This window comes from Blautia sp. MSJ-9, assembly GCF_018919065.1.
GTDB lineage: Bacteria > Bacillota > Clostridia > Lachnospirales > Lachnospiraceae > Blautia_A.
Window position 1 is genome coordinate 77,021 of the sequence record NZ_JAHLQG010000018.1, and the last position, 22,762, is coordinate 99,782.

General features: G+C 42.4%; 15 protein-coding genes and 1 tRNA gene. 14 read left to right on the forward strand and 2 right to left on the reverse strand.

Annotated features, from left to right (window positions below; genetic code table 11):
- Positions 1 to 3: 3 nt before the first annotated feature.
- Positions 4 to 1,455 (forward strand): DUF2142 domain-containing protein, encoded by a 1,452-nt coding sequence (locus KQI87_RS04990; protein ID WP_216459150.1) that lies wholly within the window; start codon positions 4 to 6, stop codon positions 1,453 to 1,455.
- A 193-nt stretch (positions 1,456 to 1,648) separates the two neighbouring features.
- Here the strand turns inward: KQI87_RS04990 and KQI87_RS04995 are convergent, their stop codons facing one another.
- Positions 1,649 to 2,944 (reverse strand): D-alanyl-D-alanine carboxypeptidase family protein, encoded by a 1,296-nt coding sequence (locus KQI87_RS04995; protein WP_216459151.1) that lies wholly within the window; start codon positions 2,942 to 2,944, stop codon positions 1,649 to 1,651.
- 352 nt (positions 2,945 to 3,296) lie between these two features.
- Between KQI87_RS04995 and KQI87_RS05000 the strand changes: the two genes are divergently transcribed.
- From KQI87_RS05000 to KQI87_RS05045, 11 genes are all read left to right on the forward strand, one after another.
- Positions 3,297 to 5,222 carry a glycosyltransferase family 2 protein gene (locus tag KQI87_RS05000; RefSeq protein WP_216459152.1) on the forward strand — a complete coding sequence of 642 codons (1,926 nt, stop codon included), beginning with the start codon at positions 3,297 to 3,299 and terminating at the stop codon, positions 5,220 to 5,222.
- The gene (locus KQI87_RS05005; protein ID WP_216459153.1) at positions 5,204 to 6,160 is read left to right on the forward strand and encodes a glycosyltransferase family 2 protein; all 957 of its coding nucleotides are present in this window, start codon (positions 5,204 to 5,206) and stop codon (positions 6,158 to 6,160) included. Before KQI87_RS05000 ends, KQI87_RS05005 begins: the two co-directional genes overlap by 19 nt.
- 178 nt (positions 6,161 to 6,338) lie before the next feature.
- Positions 6,339 to 7,742: an undecaprenyl-phosphate glucose phosphotransferase gene (locus KQI87_RS05010; protein ID WP_216459154.1), complete on the forward strand. Its 1,404-nt coding sequence runs from the start codon at positions 6,339 to 6,341 to the stop codon at positions 7,740 to 7,742.
- A 16-nt stretch (positions 7,743 to 7,758) separates the two neighbouring features.
- Positions 7,759 to 9,186: an LCP family protein gene (locus KQI87_RS05015; RefSeq protein ID WP_216459155.1), complete on the forward strand. Its 1,428-nt coding sequence runs from the start codon at positions 7,759 to 7,761 to the stop codon at positions 9,184 to 9,186.
- 81 nt (positions 9,187 to 9,267) lie between these two features.
- On the forward strand, positions 9,268 to 10,266 hold the full coding sequence (locus tag KQI87_RS05020; protein ID WP_216459156.1) for a glycosyltransferase family 2 protein: 999 nt from the start codon (positions 9,268 to 9,270) through the stop codon (positions 10,264 to 10,266).
- Positions 10,267 to 10,488: 222 nt separating this feature from the next.
- Entirely contained in the window at positions 10,489 to 10,761 is a 273-nt protein-coding gene (locus KQI87_RS16950) for a hypothetical protein (protein ID WP_330655690.1), read from the forward strand.
- 14 nt (positions 10,762 to 10,775) lie between these two features.
- On the forward strand, positions 10,776 to 11,912 hold the full coding sequence (locus KQI87_RS05025) for a S1C family serine protease (protein ID WP_330655692.1): 1,137 nt from the start codon (positions 10,776 to 10,778) through the stop codon (positions 11,910 to 11,912).
- A gap of 186 nt (positions 11,913 to 12,098) precedes the next feature.
- The gene (gene clpX, locus KQI87_RS05030; protein ID WP_216459157.1) at positions 12,099 to 13,517 is read left to right on the forward strand and encodes an ATP-dependent Clp protease ATP-binding subunit ClpX; all 1,419 of its coding nucleotides are present in this window, start codon (positions 12,099 to 12,101) and stop codon (positions 13,515 to 13,517) included.
- A 124-nt stretch (positions 13,518 to 13,641) separates the two neighbouring features.
- Positions 13,642 to 14,271 (forward strand): DUF7575 domain-containing protein, encoded by a 630-nt coding sequence (locus KQI87_RS05035; RefSeq protein WP_216459158.1) that lies wholly within the window; start codon positions 13,642 to 13,644, stop codon positions 14,269 to 14,271.
- Between the two features lie 261 nt (positions 14,272 to 14,532).
- A complete protein-coding gene (locus KQI87_RS05040) occupies positions 14,533 to 16,035 on the forward strand; it encodes a leucine-rich repeat domain-containing protein (RefSeq protein WP_216459159.1) in 1,503 nt (500 codons plus the stop codon).
- Between the two features lie 246 nt (positions 16,036 to 16,281).
- Positions 16,282 to 17,421 (forward strand): hypothetical protein, encoded by a 1,140-nt coding sequence (locus KQI87_RS05045; RefSeq protein WP_216459160.1) that lies wholly within the window; start codon positions 16,282 to 16,284, stop codon positions 17,419 to 17,421.
- A 295-nt stretch (positions 17,422 to 17,716) separates the two neighbouring features.
- Here the strand turns inward: KQI87_RS05045 and KQI87_RS05050 are convergent.
- Positions 17,717 to 17,800: transfer RNA gene (locus KQI87_RS05050), tRNA-Leu, on the reverse strand.
- Positions 17,801 to 18,154: 354 nt separating this feature from the next.
- Between KQI87_RS05050 and KQI87_RS05055 the strand changes: the two genes are divergently transcribed.
- Together KQI87_RS05055 and carB are read left to right on the forward strand one after the other, a co-directional pair.
- Positions 18,155 to 19,231 (forward strand): carbamoyl phosphate synthase small subunit, encoded by a 1,077-nt coding sequence (locus KQI87_RS05055; protein ID WP_022380222.1) that lies wholly within the window; start codon positions 18,155 to 18,157, stop codon positions 19,229 to 19,231.
- On the forward strand, positions 19,231 to 22,446 hold the full coding sequence (carB, locus tag KQI87_RS05060) for a carbamoyl-phosphate synthase large subunit (RefSeq protein ID WP_022380221.1): 3,216 nt from the start codon (positions 19,231 to 19,233) through the stop codon (positions 22,444 to 22,446). Before KQI87_RS05055 ends, carB begins: the two co-directional genes overlap by 1 nt.
- Positions 22,447 to 22,762 lie beyond the last annotated feature (316 nt).

Genomic DNA, 22,762 nt, shown 5'->3' on the forward strand with positions numbered 1-22,762 from the left:
GATATGTCAAAGAAAATAGAGATTAATGAAAAAAGCATGACCATAGCTTTTGTACTCCTTGCGTTTATCATTCTGACGGTCTGGGCGATGACCCAGCCGTTTAATGCAGGACCGGATGAACATATGCGATATCTTGTTGCAAACTATATTTATACTCATCATGGAGCACTGCCAAAGGGTGATGATGAAGCAGTACGAAACGCTACCTGGGGAATTTCCTATGCGTATTACCCGGTAGTATCCTATATGGTTTCTGCAGTTTTTATGCGGATCGTCAGATTCTTTGGAAACCCAGGAAACTATATGTTCCGTGCTGCGCGTATGGCAGATGTGCTGTTTGTCACAGGTGCAGTATATTTTCTGGTAAAAGCTTCCGGAAAATTATTTTCAAAGGAGAAGTATTCAAAAGAAGCGAGATGGTTATTTGCAGCACTGGCAGGATTTATGCCTCAGGCGATTTTTCTGGGAACTTATGTAAATACGGATTCTCTGGCACTGTTGGCAGCAGCCATGCTTCTGTATGTATGGGCCTCTTATCTGAAAGAGGACTGGACCTGGAAGAATTGTATTCTTCTTGCTGTGGGAATGGCAATCTGTGCATTGTCCTATTACAATGCATATGGATGGATCCTGTGTAGCTTTTTCTTCTTCTGTCTGACGATTTTATTGTGTAGAGAAGAAGCTTTTGGACAGAGAGTAAAATTCCTTTTCAGCAGAGGACTGGCGATCACTGGTGTGACACTGGGACTCTGCGGATGGTGGTTCATCCGAAACGGACTTTTATACAATGGGGATATTCTTGGAAGAAAAGCAAGCGCCGCCTGTGCAGAGAAATATGCGTTAAAGGATTACCGGCCGTCCAATTATCCGACTCCGCAGAAATTGGGATGGACATGGAAGGACATCCTGATCTATCAGGATCCGGGATGGTATCACAACTGGGTAGTGACTGTGTGTGTAAGTTTTATCGGTACCTTTGGACTGATGGAAATTTACATGCCTTATACGGTCAGCAAGCTGTATATGGTATTTTTTGCAGCAGGCATTCTCAGTACATTCTTTGTAAAAGGAATGTACAGACTGAAAAAGAGAATGTATGTTACACAGAAGAAAACCGTAGGCACAGATACCTGGAAAATAAAGACAAAAGTAATTTCCAGGAAATGGAATAAGCAGGGCATTTTTCATCTGATCATGATACTGGCGATTTTGATTCCTGTAGGATTATTTATGGATTATGTGTACTACAGCGACAATCAGGCACAGGGAAGATATATTATTCCTGCGCTGTATCCGCTGATGTATTTCGTGACTGTAGGATGGGATAATATTCTTACTAGAGTGGTCAGAAATGAGAAAATACGAAGCTGGATTTACAGAGTACTGACTGCATTATTTGTTATTGCACCATTTGCATGCTGGGCATTTCTGGTGCTTCCATATTATGCGAAATAAAAATGATTGATTTATGCAGCTATGTATCGAAAAATACTTTTTAGGATTAACGTTATTGGGTTATGAGCAAGTAGCGAAGCAGATGATTTTATCCATTTGACTGGATTATGAAAAACGGGAATTACCACATTAGAAGGTAATTCCCGTTTTTGATATTCTTTTATTTGCCTGGTGAATCCTGAAGACAGGACTATTATGACTTGATCACTTTGATCAGCAGGAAGAGGAAGAACAGCAGAAATGCCGCTCCGATCGCTCCGATAATATAATATGGAGTTGTCGTATGAGAAGCAGAATATTTCTGTGCTGCTTCCATATTCTTCTGACCTGTGACAGCGGCCTCATTTGTCTCTTGCTCAGTATCTTCAAGAACTGCAGTTCCTACAGGTGCTCCACCAAAGTAATATTGACGGATGATCTGTCCGTCAGAAGAAGTATCCTCAGTAGTCAGATTGTCCTCAGTAGCACCGTTTGGTGTAATGACCGTACCGCCGGAGATACGGTTGAAATCATTGTCTGCGATAGTCAGAGGAGAGAAATTGTCAAATCCATAATTAAGAAGCGCAATTGCCTCGTTATCTGTGACACCGGATGCGCCGTTTAACACAACACATACAAGATTCATATTATTCTTGGAAGCCTCGCATACCAGAGTACTTCCGGAAGCTTCAGTGTAACCTTCTTTTCCACCGATACATGGCTCATAATAACCGTCACTGGCATTGTTGATCATAGTGAAACTGTTTGTAAGTACACGCTCACCGCCGGAAACATTGGTTGCCGGGATTGTATAGGAAGTGGTTGCAGCAATCGTTCGAAATGTTTCATTTGTCATGGCAGTCTCCATGATCAGTGCCATGTCATGAGCAGTTATATGCTGGTTCTCATCCGGAAGACCGGTCGGATTAGTAAAAACGGTATTGGTACATCCAAGTTCCTGTGCACGGGCATTCATATTCTGTACGAATGCATCCACAGAACCTCCTACATGTTCCGCAACCTGCAGGGCGATATCATTTGCAGATCCAACCATAATAGCATACAGACACTGTTCCATAGTGAACACTTCGTCAATCTGTGAGGAAATATTGGCTCCTCCGTCTGTGACACCGGATACACCGGTAGCTGTCATAGTTACCTGCTCATCCAGACTGCTGTTCTCAAGGGCAAGCAGGCAGGTCATAATTTTGACTGCGCTGGCAGGATAGAGCGGCTGATCTGCATTCTTGGAATAAAGGACTGTGTTAGTGGAAGTCTCCATCACGATCGCTGCAGTGGAGGAAATATCAGAAGCCTGCGGCCATCCGTCAGTTCCGTTTGTAGTAACGATGGAAGGGTCTGCTGTCTGTACCTGTGCTTGGGTAGCTGCCTGGTCTGTATCAGTTGTCTCAGCAGTTTCTTCAGCAGCAAAAACCGGAAGCTGGGAAAAGACAGTAACGGTACTGAGTCCCAGAGCCAGCAGAGCTGCGGTAATTCTTTTTTTCTTCATGTTATAATAATACTCCTGTGTTAAAATCTAATAATCAGGTAAAGTTACTTTTCACTCTGTGCATCGCGAAGCGCATTACTGAGAACGGAGTGAACAGCAACCTTTGCATAGTTACTGTTCACTCCGTTCTCAGTAACGTAGCCAAAATTCATTCCAAATTGCCTGCGGCAATGGAATTTTGGCTTGTATGTCTCGGGATTTTGGCATATTCATGCCAAAACACCTCGCGGGATAGTGGTGTGTGAACAGTAACTTTGCATACAAAAGCAGTATAACACATTCTCCGCGTTTCTTGCAAAAAATATCATACAATGTTAAAATAAAAAATCATAGAAAAAATCGAGGTTAATATATGAGCAGAAAACAATCAGCAGGAGGAAAGATTCAGTGGACGAGAATGCTGAAGAAACTTTCTCCTTACACGATCCAGAAAGGGTTTCGCTATCTAAAACATTACGGCCCAAAAGAATTCTGGATCAGGTTGCATGAACGTTTCGAGCCGGAAGAAGTACCATATGGCCCATGGTACCAGGCATACGTTCCAGATCAGGAAACGCTGGAAGCGCAGAAGAAACACAAATTTGACTACAGACCACTGATCAGCATTGCGGTACCGGCTTATCAGACACCTGTGGAATTCCTGAAGCAGATGATCGAATCGCTGATCAGTCAGACCTATCCGGAATGGGAACTGTGCATTGCAAACGCAAGCCCGGACAATGAAGAAATGCAGAGAGTTCTGGCAGATTATTCAGCAAAAGATTCCAGGGTGAGATTCTGCAATCTCAAAGAGAATCTGGGAATTGCAGAGAACACAAATCGGGCATTTTCCATGGCAAAAGGCGAGTTTATGGGACTTCTCGATCATGATGATCTGTTGGCACCGAATGCATTGTATGAGATCGTGCAGGCATTACAGGATCATCCGCAGGCAGACGCACTTTACACGGATGAGGACAAAGTTACCACAGAACTGGACGAGCATTTCCAGCCACATCTGAAACCGGACTTTAACCTGGATCTGCTGCGTTCCAATAACTATATCTGTCATTTCTTTGTCGTGCGCCGAAGCATTGTGGAGAAGGCAGGTGGCTTCCGTAAGGAGTTTGACGGAGCGCAGGATTACGATTTTATTTTCCGGTGTACAGAGAATGCCAGGGAAGTTCTGCACGTTCCGGAGATCCTTTACCACTGGAGAACTCACAAGGCATCTACTGCTGACAACCCTGCAAGTAAGATGTACGCATTTGAAGCCGGAAAGAGAGCAATAGAGGCAAACCTTGAGAGAACAGGAACCAAAGGAGTAGTAAGCCATACCCAGGATCTTGGATTCTACCGTGTGAAATATCCTGTACAGGGAAAACCGCTGGTATCCGTGATCATTCCGAATAAGGATGAGAAAGAAACCCTCCAGACCTGTATGGAAATGTTAAATAGCAACACTTCTTATCAGAATTTTGAGATTATTATTATAGAGAACAACAGTACTACCGATGAGATTTTCAGATATTACAAAGAACTTTCAAAGGATCCGAGAATTCATCTTCTGCGCTGGGGAAAAGAATTCAACTATTCAGCAATCAATAACTTTGGCGTAGCACATGCAAAAGGGGAGTATCTGCTTTTCCTGAACAATGATGTCAAATCCATTAATCCGGACTGGATGGAAGAACTGCTTGGCGTATGCCAGCGCCCGGAAGTTGGCGGAGTGGGAGCAAAGCTGATCTATCCGGACAATACGATCCAGCATGCAGGATGTGTAGTTGGAATGGGCGGCATTGCAGGCCACATGTTTGTAGATATGCCGGCAGACCGGACAGGATATCTTCACAAAGCATCACTGCTTCAGGACATGAGTGCAGTTACGGCAGCGTGTCTGATGATGAAGAAAGAAGTTTTTGAAGAGGCAGGAGGATTTACCGAAGACCTGGCAGTGGCATTTAACGATGTGGATCTGTGCCTGAAAGTAAGAAAGAATAATCATCTGATCGTATATGATCCATATGCAAAGCTTTATCATATGGAGTCTAAGACCAGAGGAGCAGAGGACAGTAAGGAGAAAGTCCGCCGCTTCCAGACAGAGATCGAATATATGCGCTGTCACTGGCTTGATATTCTTAAGAATGGAGATCCTTACTATAACAAGAATCTGTCTCTTACCAAATGGAATTATTCCCTGAAACCGATTCCGGGAATGGAGACTGCAGAGACGAAGACAGGACAGAACAAAGAGAAATCAGCAAATACAGGGAGGAAATCATGCAGGAAGTATCAGTGATTATTCCGAACTTTAACGGTATGGCTTATCTGGATGGTGTACTGGCAGGACTGGAATGCCAGACTGTGAATAATTTTGAGGTAATTCTGGTGGACAATGGTTCCAGTGATGGAAGCTGTGCTTTTGTTGCAGCCAGATACCCCTGGGTACACCTGATCGAACTGCCGGAGAATTTTGGATTCTGTAAAGCGGTCAATGAGGGGATCAAAGCGTCCAGGGCGCCATATGTACTGCTTTTAAATAATGACATTGAAGTGACAGAGAATTTTATCGAAGAAATGATTTCAGCGATCCGGAGACATCCAAAAGCGTTCTCTTGTGCTGCCAGAATGATCCAGTTCCATGACAGAGACAAACTGGATGATGCAGGAAATTATTACTGTGCACTTGGATGGGCCTATGCAAGAGGTAAGGGAAAAGATATCCATACCTATGAGAAAGAGGAGAAGATTTTTGCTTCCTGTGCAGGTGCTGCTATTTACAGAAAGAAGATTTTCGACAAGATCGGTTTATTTGACGAGGAACATTTTGCCTATCTGGAAGATATGGACGTAGGATACCGGGCAAGGATCCATGGATATGAGAACTGGTATGCGCCGGACGCGATGGTATATCATGTGGGAAGCGGCACAAGCGGTTCCAGATATAATCAGTTCAAGATCCGCTATTCCTCCAGAAATAATATTTATCTGATCTACAAGAATATGCCGGTTTTACAGATCATTCTGAACCTGCCGTTTCTTGTGGCCGGTTTTGGGGTTAAGATTTTATTCTTTGCTTTGAAAGGTTTTGGCAGAGAATACATTGCAGGGATCAAGAATGGATTTCAGATCAGTGAAAAAAATCGCAAAGTATCCTTCAAAATGCGGAATTTGCCAAACTATTTTAAAATACAGTTTGAATTGTGGGTGAATATATTCAGGCGCTTCCGCGAATGATAAGAAAGAAGCACTGAAACATATAAAATAGTAACAAAAGAATTCATAGAAATTTTATAAAATTCAGAACAAGATTTTATTGCTTTTGCAAATCAACTATTATAATATAAGGATACTGAGGTCAAAAGAATCTTTTTGACCTTGCCGAAAGGCAATGAAAAAATGAGGTGACAAAAGATTGTTAAAGGACAATGAAAAGAATTTCAGTCGTCTCCATATGCTTGTTGATACAATTGTACTGGTGATTTCTTACTTTCTTGCATGGATGATCCGTTTCGTAGGTCCTATGGCTGCAACGGCAGTTAGAACAAGGAGTTTCCAGCAGTACATGATGATGTTGATTCTGATCATACCTGTTTATCTGCTTTTGTATCAGGCATTCACGTTGTACACTCCTATGCGGATGCAGGGGCGCCGACTTGTACTGGCTAATATCATAAAAGCCAATTCGCTCGGGCTCCTTATTCTCATGTTCACATTTTATATGGTAAATGAGGGGGACTATTCCCGTTCCACTTATATTATGTTCTATGTGATCAATATCATACTTCAGTGGTGCACACGAATGCTGATCTTTACTCTTCTCAGAGATATGCGTGAGAAAGGACTTAATCAGAAGCAGATGATCTGCGTAGGATACAGCCGTGCAGCAGAAGAATATATTGACCGTGTTCTTGCGAATCCTCAGTGGGGATATGTGATCCGTGGGATTCTCGATGACAATGTGCCTGCGGGAACAGAATACAGGAGTATTAAGGTACTTGGAAGAATTGCCAATCTGAATATTATCCTTCCGGAGAACCGTCTGGATGAGATCGCGATCACACTCGGACTGAGTGAATATTACCGTCTGGAAGAGATTGTAGCTCTGTGTGAAAAGTCAGGAGTACACACGAAATTCATTCCGGACTATAATAAGATCATTCCAACAAAGCCATATACAGAGGATATTCTGGGGCTTCCGGTCATCAACATCCGTTATGTACCATTGAATAATACATTTAATGCACTGATCAAACGGGCTATGGATATTGTAGGATCGATCGTTGGTATTATCGTGACTTCACCGTTAATGATTCTGATGTGTCTGATCATTAAGCTGACTTCACCGGGTCCTCTGATCTATAAGCAGGAGAGGGTAGGCCTTCATAACCAGACATTCTGGATGTATAAGTTCCGTTCCATGGAAGTGCAGCCGGAGGCAGAAGAGAAGAAGGCATGGACAGTAAAGAACGACCCGAGAGTTACTCCAATCGGTAAGTTTATGCGTCACACCAGTATTGATGAGCTCCCGCAGCTTTTTAATATCCTGAAAGGCAATATGAGCCTTGTGGGACCGCGACCGGAACGACCGTTTTTTGTTGAGAAATTCAGAGAAGAAATTCCAAGATATATGGTGAAGCATCAGGTACGTCCGGGACTTACGGGATGGGCGCAGGTAAATGGCTACCGTGGAGATACTTCCATAAGAAAAAGGATTGAATGTGACCTTTATTATATAGAGAACTGGAGCGTCGGACTGGATATTAAGATCATATTCCTTACATTTTTCAAGGGATTTATAAACAAGAATGCATATTAAGATAAGGGGAAAGAGTATGACTAGACCAGGAAAAAAGAGAAAAGTACTGTTTGTACTTGAGATTATCGTACTGTTACTGTTCATTGGCGGACTGTATGTGTACGGACAGATTTCCTCCAGACTGGACAAGATTGAGCAGCCGGAACTGGATGAAGAGAAAGTAATTGTCAATCAAGAAGCTCCAAAGATGACGGGATATAAGACATATGTGCTTTTTGGTATTGATACTCGTGGAGAGGGAGCTCAGTATTCAGCACAGAACAGTGATACCATGATTATTGTAAGTGTCAATAATGACACTAAAGAAGTACGAATGGTATCTGTATACAGAGATACACTTCTCAATGTCGGAGATGAGACTTATACAAAGGCAAATGCGGCCTATGCATATGGCGGACCGGAGCAGGCGATTTCCATGCTGAATACAAATCTGGATCTGGATATTACGGATTATGCAACAGCAGATTTCTCAGCACTCGTAGAAGTGGTAGATGATCTTGGAGGTCTGGATATGCCACTGTCCTATGCAGAGATTGAGCATATGAACAATTACTGTGTTGAGACTTCCAAACTGACAGGCAAGGATTATACTCCGATTGAGAAACCGGAACCGAAACCGGAGGATCAGGAAGCAATAGTTGGAACTTATCATCTGAATGGTGTACAGGTAACTTCTTACTGCCGTATCCGTTATACAGCAAGTCTGGATATGGGACGTACAGAGCGTCAGAGACGTGTACTTGGAATGCTCTTTGATAAAGCAAAGATAGCAGGTCTTTCCTCTATCTTTAAGATTATGGATGATGTATTCCCAATGGTAACAACCTCTCTTTCCAAACAGGATATTCTGGGACTGATCCCGACTCTGGTTGGATACAAATTTACTGACAGTACAGGATTCCCGCAGAAATTCAAATTCTCCAATATCAAAGGCAGTATCATTGTTCCTACAGATTTGGAGAACAATGTAGTTGAACTTCATAAGTTCCTGTATGATGATCAGGATTATACTCCATCTTCAGAGGTAGTAACACGCAGCAATAAGATTCTTGAGATCGTAGGCGGTGAGAGCCAGCTGGATGATGCAGCGAAGACTACTACACAGGATACCACAACTACAACAGACACATTTGTATGGTCTGAGAATAATACTTCTGATAGCAGCTATGACACCAGTGGAGATTATAGTTACGATAACGACTATGATAATGATTATTCCGGTGGTGGAGACTATTCTGGCGGTGGAGATGATTATTCCGGTGATGGTGATACCAGTGGTGGAGATGACTATTCCGGTGGTGGCGATACCAGTGGTGGAGATGACTACTCAGGCGGAGATGATTATTCCGGTGGCGGAGATGACTATTCCGGTGGAGATGATACCAGTGGAGACGGTGGATTCGAAGACGGTGGAGATGCAGATTCCGGAACAGGTGAAGAATAATAGAGAAATTAAATAAGTATTACTGAAAAGGACCATCCATCGGAAAGGATGGTCCTTTCTTTCAGATAAGGAGTATGTAGAATGGATAATCCGGGTAAAAATAAGAATTATATAAATCATACAGATACAGATGAAGGTTTGACAGGTAAACAGAATAAAAAAACAGTAGACGTGATCATTCCATCGTATCGTCCTGACAAAGAATTTGGAAAACTCCTCCACAGACTGGAGGAACAGGAATACCGTCCTGACAGGATCCTGGTAATGAACACAGGAGAACAATACTGGAATAAGGACTGGGAGAAATGCCCGCTCCTTGAAGTTCATCATCTGGAACAGAAAGATTTTGATCATGGCGGAACCAGAAAAAAAGCAGCAGGGCTTTCAGAGGCAGATATCATGGTTTTTATGACACAGGATGCACTTCCCGCAGACCGGAAACTGATCGGAAATCTGGTACATGCAGTTACAGAGAATGAACAGACGGGAGCTGCCTATGCGAGACAGCTGCCGAAAACAGATTGCAGATTCCTGGAACGTTACACCCGTTCTTTTAATTATCCGGATCAGTCCCACGTGAAATCCCTGAATGATATTGATAAATATGGAATTAAGACGTATTTTTGTTCGAATGTATGCGCAGCATATGACAGAGAAATTTATGAGAAAATGGGCGGATTTGTAAATCGGGCAATTTTTAATGAGGACATGATCTATGCGGGAAAGATGGTTCAGAATGGTTATGCGGTTGCCTATGCTGCAGATGCAAGAGTATATCATTCCCATAATTATTCTGGCAGGCAGCAGTTCCATCGGAATTTTGACCTGGGCGTGTCACAGGCAGAGCATCCGGAGATTTTTGAGGGTGTTCCTTCTGAAGGTGAGGGAATCCGTCTGGTAAAAAAGAGCCTGGCTTATCTGATAAAGACAGGACATATCTGGCTTATTCCACAGCTGATCTGGCAGAGCGGTATGAAATATGCGGGATATTTTCTGGGAAAAAGATACGAAAAGCTTCCGCGTAAAGTAGTGCTGGCATGTACTATGAGTCCTTATTATTGGAATAGAAATGAGAAGTAAGGGAAGGGCGTCTGACCGCCGGAAAATGGTGTAGTCAGGACACGCCAATTTACGATTATTGTCACATTTTGAACACAATTAATTGCTATACTGAATCCAGAATCCAGATAAGAGTTATTGTTCATTTTGCAGGTGATAAATTCTTTTTCAAACAGATTGGATATTTTCATAAATTATGTTGGATGAACAGTGACTGACAGGGACAGAAGGGAGCAGATTTACATGAATGATGAGAGAAACTGGGGTGAGAACCGGAACGATTCCGGACAGCAGCCGCCCAGATACGAACACTATCAATTCCATGAGGAATCCAGACCTGCTTTAAATACATCCGGTCCCTCAGAGCATAAGAAGAATCGAAATTCTTTTCAGAAGAAAGCAGAGACAACTGTTGCGCTGGCGGTGATTTTTGGACTGGTGGCAGCAGTTGTATTTCAGGCTGCGAACTTTACAGCAGACAGATTTTTAATACAGGTAGTTCTACTGCACAGATAGGAACAACACAGAGCGTGAATCTGCAGGAAGCAGTCTCAGATTCAGGCAGTACAGATGAGCAGATGATTGCAGATACAGCTTCCGAGAATGGAACAGTAGCAGCAGTAGCACAGGCTTCTATGCCCTCTGTCGTTGCTATCACTACTGTAAGTGTTCAGGAGATTCCAAGTTTCTTTGGTTATGGATCCCGTCAATATAAGAGTGCTGCCAGCGGCTCTGGAATTATTGTAGGAGATAATGATGATGAGCTTCTGATCGCTACCAATAATCATGTAGTTGAAGGTGCAACAACATTAAGTGTCTGCTTTATCGGAGATGATGTGACAAATGCAGAAACAGAGACTGTCAATGCAGGTGACAACGGAGATCTGAATGTAGAGGACGCAGTCAGTGCGAAGATCAAGGGTACGGATGCAGATAATGATCTGGCAGTTGTTGCAGTAAAGAAAGCAGACATTCCAGAGGATACATTGAGCCAGATCAAGATTGCTCAGATCGGCAGTTCAGATGATCTGGTAGTTGGACAGCAGGTAGTTGCCATTGGTAATGCATTAGGTTATGGACAGTCAGTAACATCTGGATGGGTCAGCGCGTTGAACAGAACGATTTCTACAGATGATGGGGACAGTACAGGTCTGATCCAGACAGATGCAGCGATCAATCCAGGAAACAGCGGCGGCGCACTTCTGAATATGAAAGGTGAGCTGATCGGTATAAACTCTGCGAAGTATGCAGACAGTTCCGTAGAAGGCATGGGATATGCAATTCCGATCTCCAAAGCAAAACCGATTCTGGAAGATCTGATGAACCGTGAGACCAGAGAGAAAGTAGACTCCAGTGAGAAAGGATATCTGGGAGTAGTTCTTGCAAATCTTACAACAGAAGCGATTCAGATGTACAATATGCCGACGGGCGCTTTTGTGAGAGGCGTAGAACAGAATTCACCGGCACAGGAGAGTGGCCTTTGCAAGGGAGACATTATTGTGAAGTTTGATGGCCAGAAAGTCAGTGATGGTGATGATCTGATGGATAAGCTGCAGTATTACAAATCAGGAGAGAAAATAGAAGCAGTCATAGCAAGAGCTAATAATGGTGTATATGAAGAAAGTACCATAGAATTGACTCTCGGTACCAGACCGGACAATGAATAAATAGTAAAGCAGGGCATCGCCGGAAACGGCGGTGTCTTTTTGCAAGTTTATAAAACTTTCATTTTGTGATAGGGTCAGAATATGGTATAATGCATTTTAAGGTAACTATGAAGACATGAAGCAGTTACGATAAATATTTGACTGCCGAAGACCGCCGGCAGCAGAATCAGACAGAAAGGAGTCATTATGAGCGAAATCTATAATGATGATGAAATCATAGATAATGACACAGATATAGAAGAGAAAGAGGACAAATCAGAGAAATACTGTTTCCTCTGCCGCAGACCGGAGAGCAAGGCAGGCCCGATGATTGAGCTGCCGAATAATATTCATGTCTGCACAGACTGCATGCAGAAGAGTTTCAATTCCATGAACCAGCAGTTCAATGATGGAAAATTTAATTATTCAGATCTGTTGAATATGCCGAATGTGAGCATGATCGACCTCAGCAGTTTCCAGAATCCTGTACAGCAGCCTAAGAAAGCAAAGAAGAAAAAGAAAAAAGCGAAACCGGCTCTGGATCTGAAGAATATTCCTGCACCGCATAAGATTAAAGAAACTCTTGACCAGTACGTGATCGGACAGGAGAGAGCAAAAAAAGTAATGTCTGTAGCCGTTTATAATCATTATAAACGTGTAGCAACAGATACTATGGATGAAATAGAAATTGAGAAATCCAATATGCTGATGATCGGACCAACCGGATGCGGTAAGACCTATCTGGTAAAAACACTTGCCAAACTTTTGGATGTGCCGCTTGCGATCGCAGATGCGACATCTCTGACAGAGGCTGGCTATATTGGAGATGATATTGAGAGCGTGGTATCTAAGCTTCTGGCAGCAGCAGACAACGATGTGGAACGTGCAGAGCACGGTATTATTTTCATTGATGAGATCGATAAGATCGCGAAGAAGAAGAACACCAACCAGAGAGATGTCAGCGGTGAAGCAGTACAGCAGGGAATGCTGAAGCTTCTTGAAGGAAGCGAAGTGGAAGTTCCGGTAGGAGCCAACAGTAAGAATGCAATGGTACCACTGGTAACAGTGAATACACGTAACATTCTGTTTATCTGCGGAGGTGCTTTCCCGGATCTGGAGAACATCATCAAGGAGAGACTGAACAAGCAGGCATCCATTGGATTCTATGCAGATCTTAAGGACAAATATGACAATGATCCAAATCTGCTTCAGAAGGTGACTGTGGAAGATATCCGTAATTTTGGTATGATCCCGGAATTTATCGGACGACTTCCGATCATCTTTACGTTGGATGGACTGACTGAGGACATGTTTGTGAAGATCCTGCAGGAACCTAAGAATGCAATCCTGAAACAGTATCAGAAACTTCTGGCACTGGATGAAGTGAAACTGGAGTTTGAAGACGGAGCACTTCATGCGATTGCTGCGAAAGCTCTGGAGAAGGATACCGGTGCCAGAGCGCTCCGTGCGATCCTGGAAGAGTATATGCTGGATATTATGTATGAGATTCCGAAGGATGACAATATCGGAGAAGTAGTGATCACCAGAGAATATATTGAGGGAAATGGTGGACCAAGAATCTTATTGCGTGGGCAGGAACCGGCACTGCTGGAGGAAACTCACTGATTCAGACAGGAATTATATTATGAAAATGATCTGACGCAGGCTGAGAATTCTGCAGGAAGAATAGAATTTCTTCGGCAGCAGATATAGAAGCAACAAAGCAAACGTAATGGAAAGGGGTAATATTATGGCAGCAGAATTTTTTGATGGATTAGTTAAGACAATTTCAAAAACAACAAAAGAACTGGGAAAGACAACAAAGGAGATTGGAGCCCGTGCAGAGCAGACGATCGAGACACAGAAGATTCGCAATAAGATTGCAGGTGAAGAACGTATCATTGCGAAAATTAAAGAAGATATCGGAGATGTGATCTACAGAAGACACTCCGAAGGTGACGGAATTGACAATGAGTTAAGTTCTTTATGCCAGGAGATTGATCAGCATTATCTGAAGATCAGAGAATTTAAAGATAATGCAGCGAATTTAAAGGGACAGAAGATCTGCCCGTCCTGTGAGAGGGAAGTGGACATTACAGTTAGTTTTTGCCCATATTGTGGAACACCATGTCCAACTCCTGAACCGGCACAGGATGTAGAGGGAGAAGCAGTACAGGACGAGGAAACTGATGATGGGAGTAATGGCACAGAGGAGGTGCAGACAGAGGAACAGTCCGAAGAAGTACAGACAGAAGAACCGGCAGCAGATGCCGCAGAAGAGCCTGCACAGGAGCAGCCAGTGGAAGAACAGCCGAAAGAAGAACCAGTGGAAGAACAGTCCGAACAGGAAACAACGGTAGAAGAGAAAATCGAAGAATAAACAAAACTGTACATAGATAAACAGCAGGATAAAGCCGTTGCGTGAGAGCATGAATATCTCAGGCAGCGGCTTTATACGTGTAATATGTAAGCAAAAGATGCTGCAATATTTTACGAAACAGCGGCAGAAAGGGGAAACTTATTTTTACAGATATGTAAAAGTTTTACATTATAATTAAAAATATATTGCAAAATGCAGTGAGATATGATAAATTTATATCGTATCAAAAGGTACGCAGATTTATGAACAGGAGAGTGTAAGATGAAAAACAGAAAATTAAATCAGTTATTAGTCGCAAGTGTGATCAGTGCAGCGATGATGACTTCTGCCATCGGTGTAAATGCAGCTGACTTTAGTGATGATACATCTGCAGCAGAACAAACACTGGATGCAGGAGAAGATGAGACACCGGATTTTGAGGATGATTCCGAATTCCAGTCAGATGCAGCAGAAGCAACATCAACTGTTGCGGTCAATGCTACAAACTTCCCGGATGCGAAATTCCGCCAGTATGTTCTTGATAATATTGATACAAATAAGGATAAGAAACTTTCTACAGAAGAGATTAAAGCTGCCAAGAGTATCGATGTTTCCGGACTTGGAATTTCAAATCTGAAGGGTGTTGAGCGTTTTACTTATGCAACAGATCTTTTTGCAGCTAATAATAAACTTAAAACTATAGATATTACTAAGAATACAAAGATTGCATACCTGAACCTGAACAACAACAGCTTAACAGGAACTTTGAATCTCAGCAAATGTACAAATTTACATGTAGTAAAATATGGCAGTAACAAGCTGACAAAGGTTACAATGCCTGCTAAGAAATACCTCAAGAATTTGGATTTTGTAGATGCAAGTTCTAATAAATTTACTACACAGGCAAATGCAGGATTAAACATCGGAGATACAGATTATGTGCCGAGTCTTTCAGAGGTTAACGCATCTAACAATGCGATTACTTCCTTTAACTGTGCAGGTTTCCAGGGAATTCTTGATCTGAGAAATAATAAGATCACAACTCTGAAACTCGAAAACAGTAAAGAAGGATCTCAGGTAGTTTCTTTATATCTTGACGGAAATACCCTGAGTAAGACTACTTCTATCGACTTTACACCAGAGTGGATCACTGTGCCACAGCAGTTCAGCTGTGATTCAAAAGTTTCTTCCAAGGTAAAAATGTTGAAGGCAAAGGCATCTATCACATCTTACACATGGGATCAGATTGTAGTAAATGTTGGATCCAGTACAGATGATGCGTCCTATAAGCTTGAGAAGAAGAAAGGCAATGGTGCATACGAGACTGTTAAGACCTGGGATAATGGAGATATGTCAGATGCAGAGTTCGGAGAAGATTATACAGATAATGTAATCACTACAGGTGCAACTTATACATACAGAGTTACTGCAACTGCACAGATCAAGGATGCAAACAAGAACCTCAAATCCTGGTCTAACTCTGTAGAAGTAAAAGCTACAGCAACAGGCACTAAACCAGTTCTTACTCTGAAATCTACCAAGAAAGGTGTGGCAACAGTAAGTTGGAAAGCAGTTGCTGGCGCAGATGGATATGATGTTTACTGCGGATCATCCAAGAAATCTCAGAAGGGTACTGTAGTAAAAGGAACAACAAAACTTACAGCAAATAAGACAGGCTTAACAAGTGGAAAAACTTATTACTTCAAAGCACGTGCATACAAGTTAGTTGGTTCAACTAAAGTATACACAGGCTACAGTGCTGTAAAGAGCATAAAAGTAAAATAATCGTAACTGTTCAGCATTTTCACAGCAGACTGCCAAATAGTTACAAATAATCAATAAAAGTAAATTAAATAAAAATGTCTGAAAAGACAGTACAGGCCGGCATATGTGAAAGCAGATTTCTTTTACAGAGCCGGCCTTTGTAATAATCAGGCTATTACAGAGAACAGAGTAAATGGCGACAGAGGATATCTGCTGAAACGAAAAGAGTTCGTTTGTCTATTTGACTTGAGACGGGAGGGATGTCAGGTGAAGCGAATATTAAAATATGGAAGAAACGTGATACTATTGTTTTTGTCAGTATGTGTTTTTCAGATAAGCGCAGTTGCAGTATTTGGGGCTTCTGCAAAACCGGAGACACCGATATTATCAGGAACAGCATCTGGAAATCAGGTAACTCTTACATGGAACAAGGTAAAGAAGGCATCTGGATATCATATTTTTCTCTATTATAAGGCAGACGGGAAATACAAATGCGTTGGCAGGATCAAGAATAACAATACCACAAGCTTTACATTGACAGGGTCTGTAAATAAGACTTATACCTATAAGATACGTTCTTATCTCAAACAGGGCAGTAAAACATTGTACAGCCCATCATCAAAAGCATTTGAGATAAAAACAGCTCCTGGTAAACCAGTTATCAGCCAGGTACGAATGAGTGAAGAGAACGGTGCATTGCTACAGTGGAAAAAAATAAGTTCGGCACAGGGATATCAGATATTTCGTTCTGAGACCGCCAGTAAAGGATATAAAAGAATTGCGGTAGTTTCAGGGAACACTACTTTCAGCTACCGTGATACCAAAGTTGTTTCAGGAAAAACTTATTATTACAGAGTACGGGCATATCTGCGAAATCAGGGGAATGTGGTATATTCAGAACTGAGTGACTCGGCAGAAGTACTATTGCGTACGACCATTATGATTGGAGATTCCAGGATGGATATGATGAAAGATGCCGTTGAGAATGACAAAATCACCTGGATCTGTAAAGTCGGTATGGGCTATCAGTGGCTCAGAGACACCGCTTTGAAAACATTGCAGGAGCAGATGAAAGGAAATGAAGATATCTTTATCTGGCTTGGCGTAAATGATGTTTATAATATTTCTAATTATATCAGCCTGTTAAATGAAGAAATTCCGAAATGGAAGGCACAGGGAGCGAATGTCTACATTGTGGCAGTAGGCCAGGTGACAGATGATCCCTATGTGACAAATGAAGAAATTGAAGATTTTAATTCCAGAATGAAAAACGGCGTTACAAATGTGAAATATATAGATCTGTATTCTTATCTGAAGAAACAGGGATATAAGACAACAGACGGCACGCACTACGATAATGAGACCACATGGAAGATTTATCGATATTTGATGTCGTTTATATCATAAAAAATAAATGTGTCGGTATATTCACTTACAGACAGATATGCCGACACATTAAAATTCACTAGTGTGCCGACAAGTTGATTCTTGAAACAATCTTGCAGTATAAATTTTTTTATTTCAAGGCGGAGGAAGGAGGCGTAGCGGTGGCTACGGCGACCGACGACAACGCGGAAATAAGAAATTTAGACGCAAGATTGTTCGAGAAATCAACTTGTTGGCACACTAGTATAGAGCTGATATATGAAAACAAAAAACGTAAAACCTTATTGTTAAAGGTTTCACGTAAATAAAAAAATAATGCAGAAGATGGGACTTGAACCCACACGATATTGCTACCACAGGCACCTGAAGCCTGCGCGTCTGCCAATTCCGCCACTTCTGCATTTCTTATTTATCAATCGCTCTCTCGCGACTGCTCATTTATAATAACCGATGTATGGATAAAAGTCAATAGGTTTTTTTAAATTTTTTTAATTTTTTTTACAGTATCCTCAAATTATACAATTTTGCATCTGAGAAGTGCTGAATTGGCACTGGACCAGCAGTTTTTTGCCGAGCAGGATTCGCGTCTGTGGAGGTTGGCTTCAATGATATAATGCAAAAAAGTTTTTGATATCAACATAATTATTTTTAGTGCCGCATAAGGTTGAAAAAAGCACTTTGCTGTGATACAATCTTGAAGATTTAGGAAAAAATAAGTGATAGACACAATATAAAGATAAGAAAGGGAGATTGTATGAAAGCATTTCTGATATTAGAAGATGGCCATGTGTTCAAAGGTACAAGCATTGGTTCAACGAGAGACGTTATCAGCGAAATCGTCTTTAATACTTCCATGACCGGTTATCTGGAAGTAATGACCGACCCTTCCTATGCAGGACAGGCAGTATGTATGACTTATCCCCTCATTGGGAATTACGGAATCTGTTATGATGACCAGGAGTCATCAAAGCCATGGGTGGACGGCTTTATTGTCCGCGAATTATCCCGTGTCCCAAGTAATTTCAGAAGCGTGGACACGATTCAGCATTTCTTAACAAAGCATGATATTCCAGGTATTGCCGGAATTGATACCAGAGCCTTAACGAAAATCCTTCGTGAGAAAGGTACCATGAACGGTATGATCACCGTTAATGAAAATTATGATTTAGATACAATTATCCCCCAGTTAAAAGCATATACAACAGGTAAGGTAGTAGAGAAGGTAACATGCCGCGAGAAAGAGATTTTAAAAGGCGACGGTCCGAAAGTAGCACTTCTTGACCTGGGAGCAAAGAGAAACATTGCACGTTCCCTGAATGAAAGAGGATGTGAGGTTACAATTTATCCGGCACTGACACCTGCGGAAGAGATTCTGGAGGCAAATCCGGATGGCATTATGTTAAGTAACGGCCCTGGAGATCCAAAGGAATGTACTTCTATTATAAAGGAAATAAAAAAATTATATGATTCTGAAGTTCCGATCTTCGCAATCTGTCTTGGACATCAGCTTATGGCTCTTGCAACAGGTGGAGATACCCATAAGATGAAATACGGACACAGAGGCGGAAATCATCCGGTCAAAGACCTTGCAACAGGACGTGTTTACATTTCTTCCCAGAACCATGGCTATGTAGTAGATGCTGAGGGACTTGAAGAGAAAAACATTGCAAAACCTGCATTCGTTAACGTCAATGACGGCACAAACGAAGGTATGGCATACGAAGGAAAGAATATCTTTACTGTACAGTTCCATCCTGAAGCATGCCCGGGACCGCAGGATTCCAGTTACCTGTTTGACAGATTTATGGATATGATGGGAGGAAATAAATAATGCCAAGAAATAAAGACATTAAAAAAGTACTTGTAATTGGTTCCGGCCCGATTATCATCGGCCAGGCAGCAGAGTTTGACTATGCAGGAACACAGGCATGCCGTTCCCTGAAAGAAGAAGGCATTGAGGTTGTTCTTCTTAACTCCAACCCTGCAACCATCATGACAGATAAAGATATCGCTGACAGAGTTTATATCGAGCCTCTGACAGTAGAAGTAGTAGAACAGCTTATCCTGAAAGAGAAACCGGACAGCGTCCTTCCTACACTGGGCGGCCAGGCGGGATTAAATCTTGCCATGGAGCTGGATGAGAAAGGTTTCCTCAAAGAACACAATATAAGACTGATCGGTACAACTGCCCAGACAATCAAGAAAGCGGAGGACCGTCAGGAATTTAAAGATACCATGGAGAAGATCGGTGAGCCGATCGCAGCATCCAAGGTTGTTACAACAGTAGAAGATGGTCTTGCATTTACAAACACCATTGGTTATCCGGTAGTTCTCCGTCCTGCTTACACACTCGGTGGAAGCGGCGGCGGTATCGCTCATAATGAATATGAACTTCGTGAAATCCTGGAGAATGGTCTTCGTCTTTCACGTGTAGGTGAAGTTCTGGTAGAGCGCTGCATCGCAGGATGGAAAGAGATTGAATATGAAGTAATGCGTGACAGTGCAGGAAACTGCATCACAGTCTGCAACATGGAGAACATTGATCCGGTTGGTGTCCACACAGGTGACTCTATCGTAGTTGCTCCATCTCAGACACTGGGAGATAAAGAATATCAGATGCTCCGTACTTCAGCCCTGAACATCATCACAGAACTTGGAATCACAGGTGGATGTAACGTTCAGTACGCTCTGAAACCGGACAGCTTTGAATACTGTGTAATCGAGGTAAACCCGCGTGTAAGCCGTTCCTCTGCACTTGCAAGTAAGGCAACAGGTTACCCGATCGCAAAGGTTGCAGCAAAGATTGCCCTGGGTTACACACTGGATGAGATCCCGAATGCGATCACAGGAAAAACATATGCAAGTTTCGAGCCAATGCTTGACTACTGCGTAGTGAAGATTCCGAGACTTCCATTTGATAAATTTATTACTGCAAAGAGAACCCTTACTACTCAGATGAAGGCAACAGGTGAGGTTATGAGTATCTGCCATAACTTCGAAGGTGCCCTGATGAAAGCCATCCGTTCTCTTGAACAGCACGTAGACAGTCTGATGTCCTATGATTTCACACAGCTTACAGACGAGGAACTCCTTGCAGAGCTGGAAATCGTAGATGACCGCAGAATCTGGAAGATTGCAGAAGCAATCCGTCGTGGTATGCCACAGTCCATGCTTCACGACATCACAAAGATTGATATCTGGTTTATCGATAAGATTGCAATCCTTGTAGGCATGGAAAATGCTCTTAAGACCAGAAAGCTCACAAAAGAGCTTCTCCTTGAAGCAAAACGCATGGAATTCCCGGACTACATCGTTGCACGTCTGGCAGGCAAGACAGAAGAAGAGATTAAAGCTCTTCGTGAAGAATATCAGATTAAAGCGGCATATAAGATGGTTGATACCTGTGCTGCAGAGTTTGCGGCAGCAACACCATATTACTATTCTGTATACGGCGATGAAGGCACAGAGAATGAAGCAGTAGCAACACCGGATAAAAAGAAAATCCTGGTACTTGGTTCCGGTCCGATCCGTATCGGTCAGGGTATTGAGTTCGACTTCTGTTCCGTACACTGTACATGGGCATTTGCAAAAGAAGGCTATGAGACCATCATCATCAACAACAACCCGGAAACAGTAAGTACAGACTTTGATATTGCAGATAAACTGTATTTCGAGCCTCTGACACCGGAAGATGTTGAGAATGTAGTAAATATCGAGAAACCGGACGGAGCAGTTGTACAGTTCGGTGGTCAGACAGCTATCAAATTAACAGAAGCACTGACAAAGATGGGCGTTAAGATTCTCGGAACATCTGCGGAGAACGTAGATGCAGCAGAGGACCGTGAGCTCTTTGATGAGATTCTTGAAAAATGCGAGATCCCGAGACCAAAGGGACAGACAGTATTTACTGCTGAGGAAGCTAAGAAAGCAGCAAATGAGCTGGGTTATCCTGTTCTGGTTCGTCCTTCCTATGTACTTGGTGGTCAGGGCATGAGAATCGCTGTAAGCGATGAGGACGTAGAAGAGTATATCGGTGTGATCAACCAGATCGCACAGGAGCACCCGATCCTTGTTGATAAATATCTGATGGGTAAGGAAATCGAAGTAGATGCTGTATGCGATGGCGAGGATATCCTGATTCCTGGTATCATGGAACATATCGAGCGTGCCGGAATTCACTCCGGTGACAGTATCTCTGTATATCCGGCTAAGACCATCAGCGAAAAAGCAAAAGAGACAATTGCAGAATACACCAGACGTCTTGCAAGAGCACTGCATGTTATCGGTATGATCAACATCCAGTTCATTGTTCTTGGAGATGATGTATATGTAATCGAGGTTAATCCCCGTTCCAGCCGTACTGTACCGTACATCAGCAAGGTAACAGGAATCCCGATCGTTCCTCTTGCAACTAAGGTAATCCTTGGATACAAGCTGAAAGACATGGGCTATGAACCGGGACTTCAGCCGGAAGCAAAACACTATGCGATCAAGATGCCTGTATTCTCATTTGAGAAGATCCGCGGCGCTGATATCAGTCTTGGACCGGAAATGAAGTCAACAGGTGAGTGCCTTGGTATTGCTGAGACATTCAATGAAGCGCTTTACAAAGCATTTATCGGAGCAGGTATCCGTCTTCCGAAACATAAAAACATGATCATCACTGTCAAAGACGAAGACAAACAGGATATCATCCCGATCGCAAGAAGATTCGAAGCACTTGGATACAGAATCTATGCTACACTGGGAACTGCAAAAGTCCTCAAAGAAAACGGAATCAAAGTTATCCGTACAAATAAGCTGGAGCAGCCTGCACCGAACCTTATGGACCTTATCCTTGGTCATAAGATCGACGTTGTCATCGATACTCCGCCACAGGGCGTAGAGCATCAGAAAGATGGTTTCGTCATCAGACGTAACGCCATCGAGACAGGTGTCAATGTCCTTACTTCTCTGGATACAGCAGAAGCACTGGCAACCAGCCTTGAGAATACAGACCTGAACAATTTATCTCTTATTGATATTGCTACGATTGCAAGAAGATAATTTTAAAGCAGATAAATGATATAATATAAAATGAAAAGACAGCAGTTGCGTTTTCTTTGTGGAAGATGGCAGCTGCTGTCATATTTTATGTTATAGGAAATTACTCCGTAATGTTCCTGTAACATAAAAAAGCCCTCCAGGCAGGATCGCACTGCGACGGAGAGAAATTATGTCGCTGAAGCGACCCGCCGCAGGCGGAGAATCCTGCAAGCAGGATTTTATATGAGGATTACTATAGTACGAAAATTGAAAATTACAGTTGTGCAGGCATCATGGTGTGTAATATAATCATATAAGCAGATAAAAGAAAATAAAT

Excerpts from the sequence above, each read along its gene's own strand:
- KQI87_RS04990 (WP_216459150.1), top strand. The coding sequence starts at position 4 with ATGTCAAAGAAAATAGAGATTAATGAAAAAAGCATGACCATAGCTTTT.
- KQI87_RS04995 (WP_216459151.1), bottom strand. The coding sequence starts at position 2,944 with ATGAAGAAAAAAAGAATTACCGCAGCTCTGCTGGCTCTGGGACTCAGT.
- KQI87_RS05000 (WP_216459152.1), top strand. The coding sequence starts at position 3,297 with ATGAGCAGAAAACAATCAGCAGGAGGAAAGATTCAGTGGACGAGAATG.
- KQI87_RS05005 (WP_216459153.1), top strand. The coding sequence starts at position 5,204 with ATGCAGGAAGTATCAGTGATTATTCCGAACTTTAACGGTATGGCTTAT.
- KQI87_RS05015 (WP_216459155.1), top strand. The coding sequence starts at position 7,759 with ATGACTAGACCAGGAAAAAAGAGAAAAGTACTGTTTGTACTTGAGATT.
- KQI87_RS05020 (WP_216459156.1), top strand. The coding sequence starts at position 9,268 with ATGGATAATCCGGGTAAAAATAAGAATTATATAAATCATACAGATACA.
- KQI87_RS16950 (WP_330655690.1), top strand. The coding sequence starts at position 10,489 with ATGAATGATGAGAGAAACTGGGGTGAGAACCGGAACGATTCCGGACAG.
- clpX (WP_216459157.1), top strand. The coding sequence starts at position 12,099 with ATGAGCGAAATCTATAATGATGATGAAATCATAGATAATGACACAGAT.
- KQI87_RS05035 (WP_216459158.1), top strand. The coding sequence starts at position 13,642 with ATGGCAGCAGAATTTTTTGATGGATTAGTTAAGACAATTTCAAAAACA.
- KQI87_RS05040 (WP_216459159.1), top strand. The coding sequence starts at position 14,533 with ATGAAAAACAGAAAATTAAATCAGTTATTAGTCGCAAGTGTGATCAGT.
- KQI87_RS05055 (WP_022380222.1), top strand. The coding sequence starts at position 18,155 with ATGAAAGCATTTCTGATATTAGAAGATGGCCATGTGTTCAAAGGTACA.
- carB (WP_022380221.1), top strand. The coding sequence starts at position 19,231 with ATGCCAAGAAATAAAGACATTAAAAAAGTACTTGTAATTGGTTCCGGC.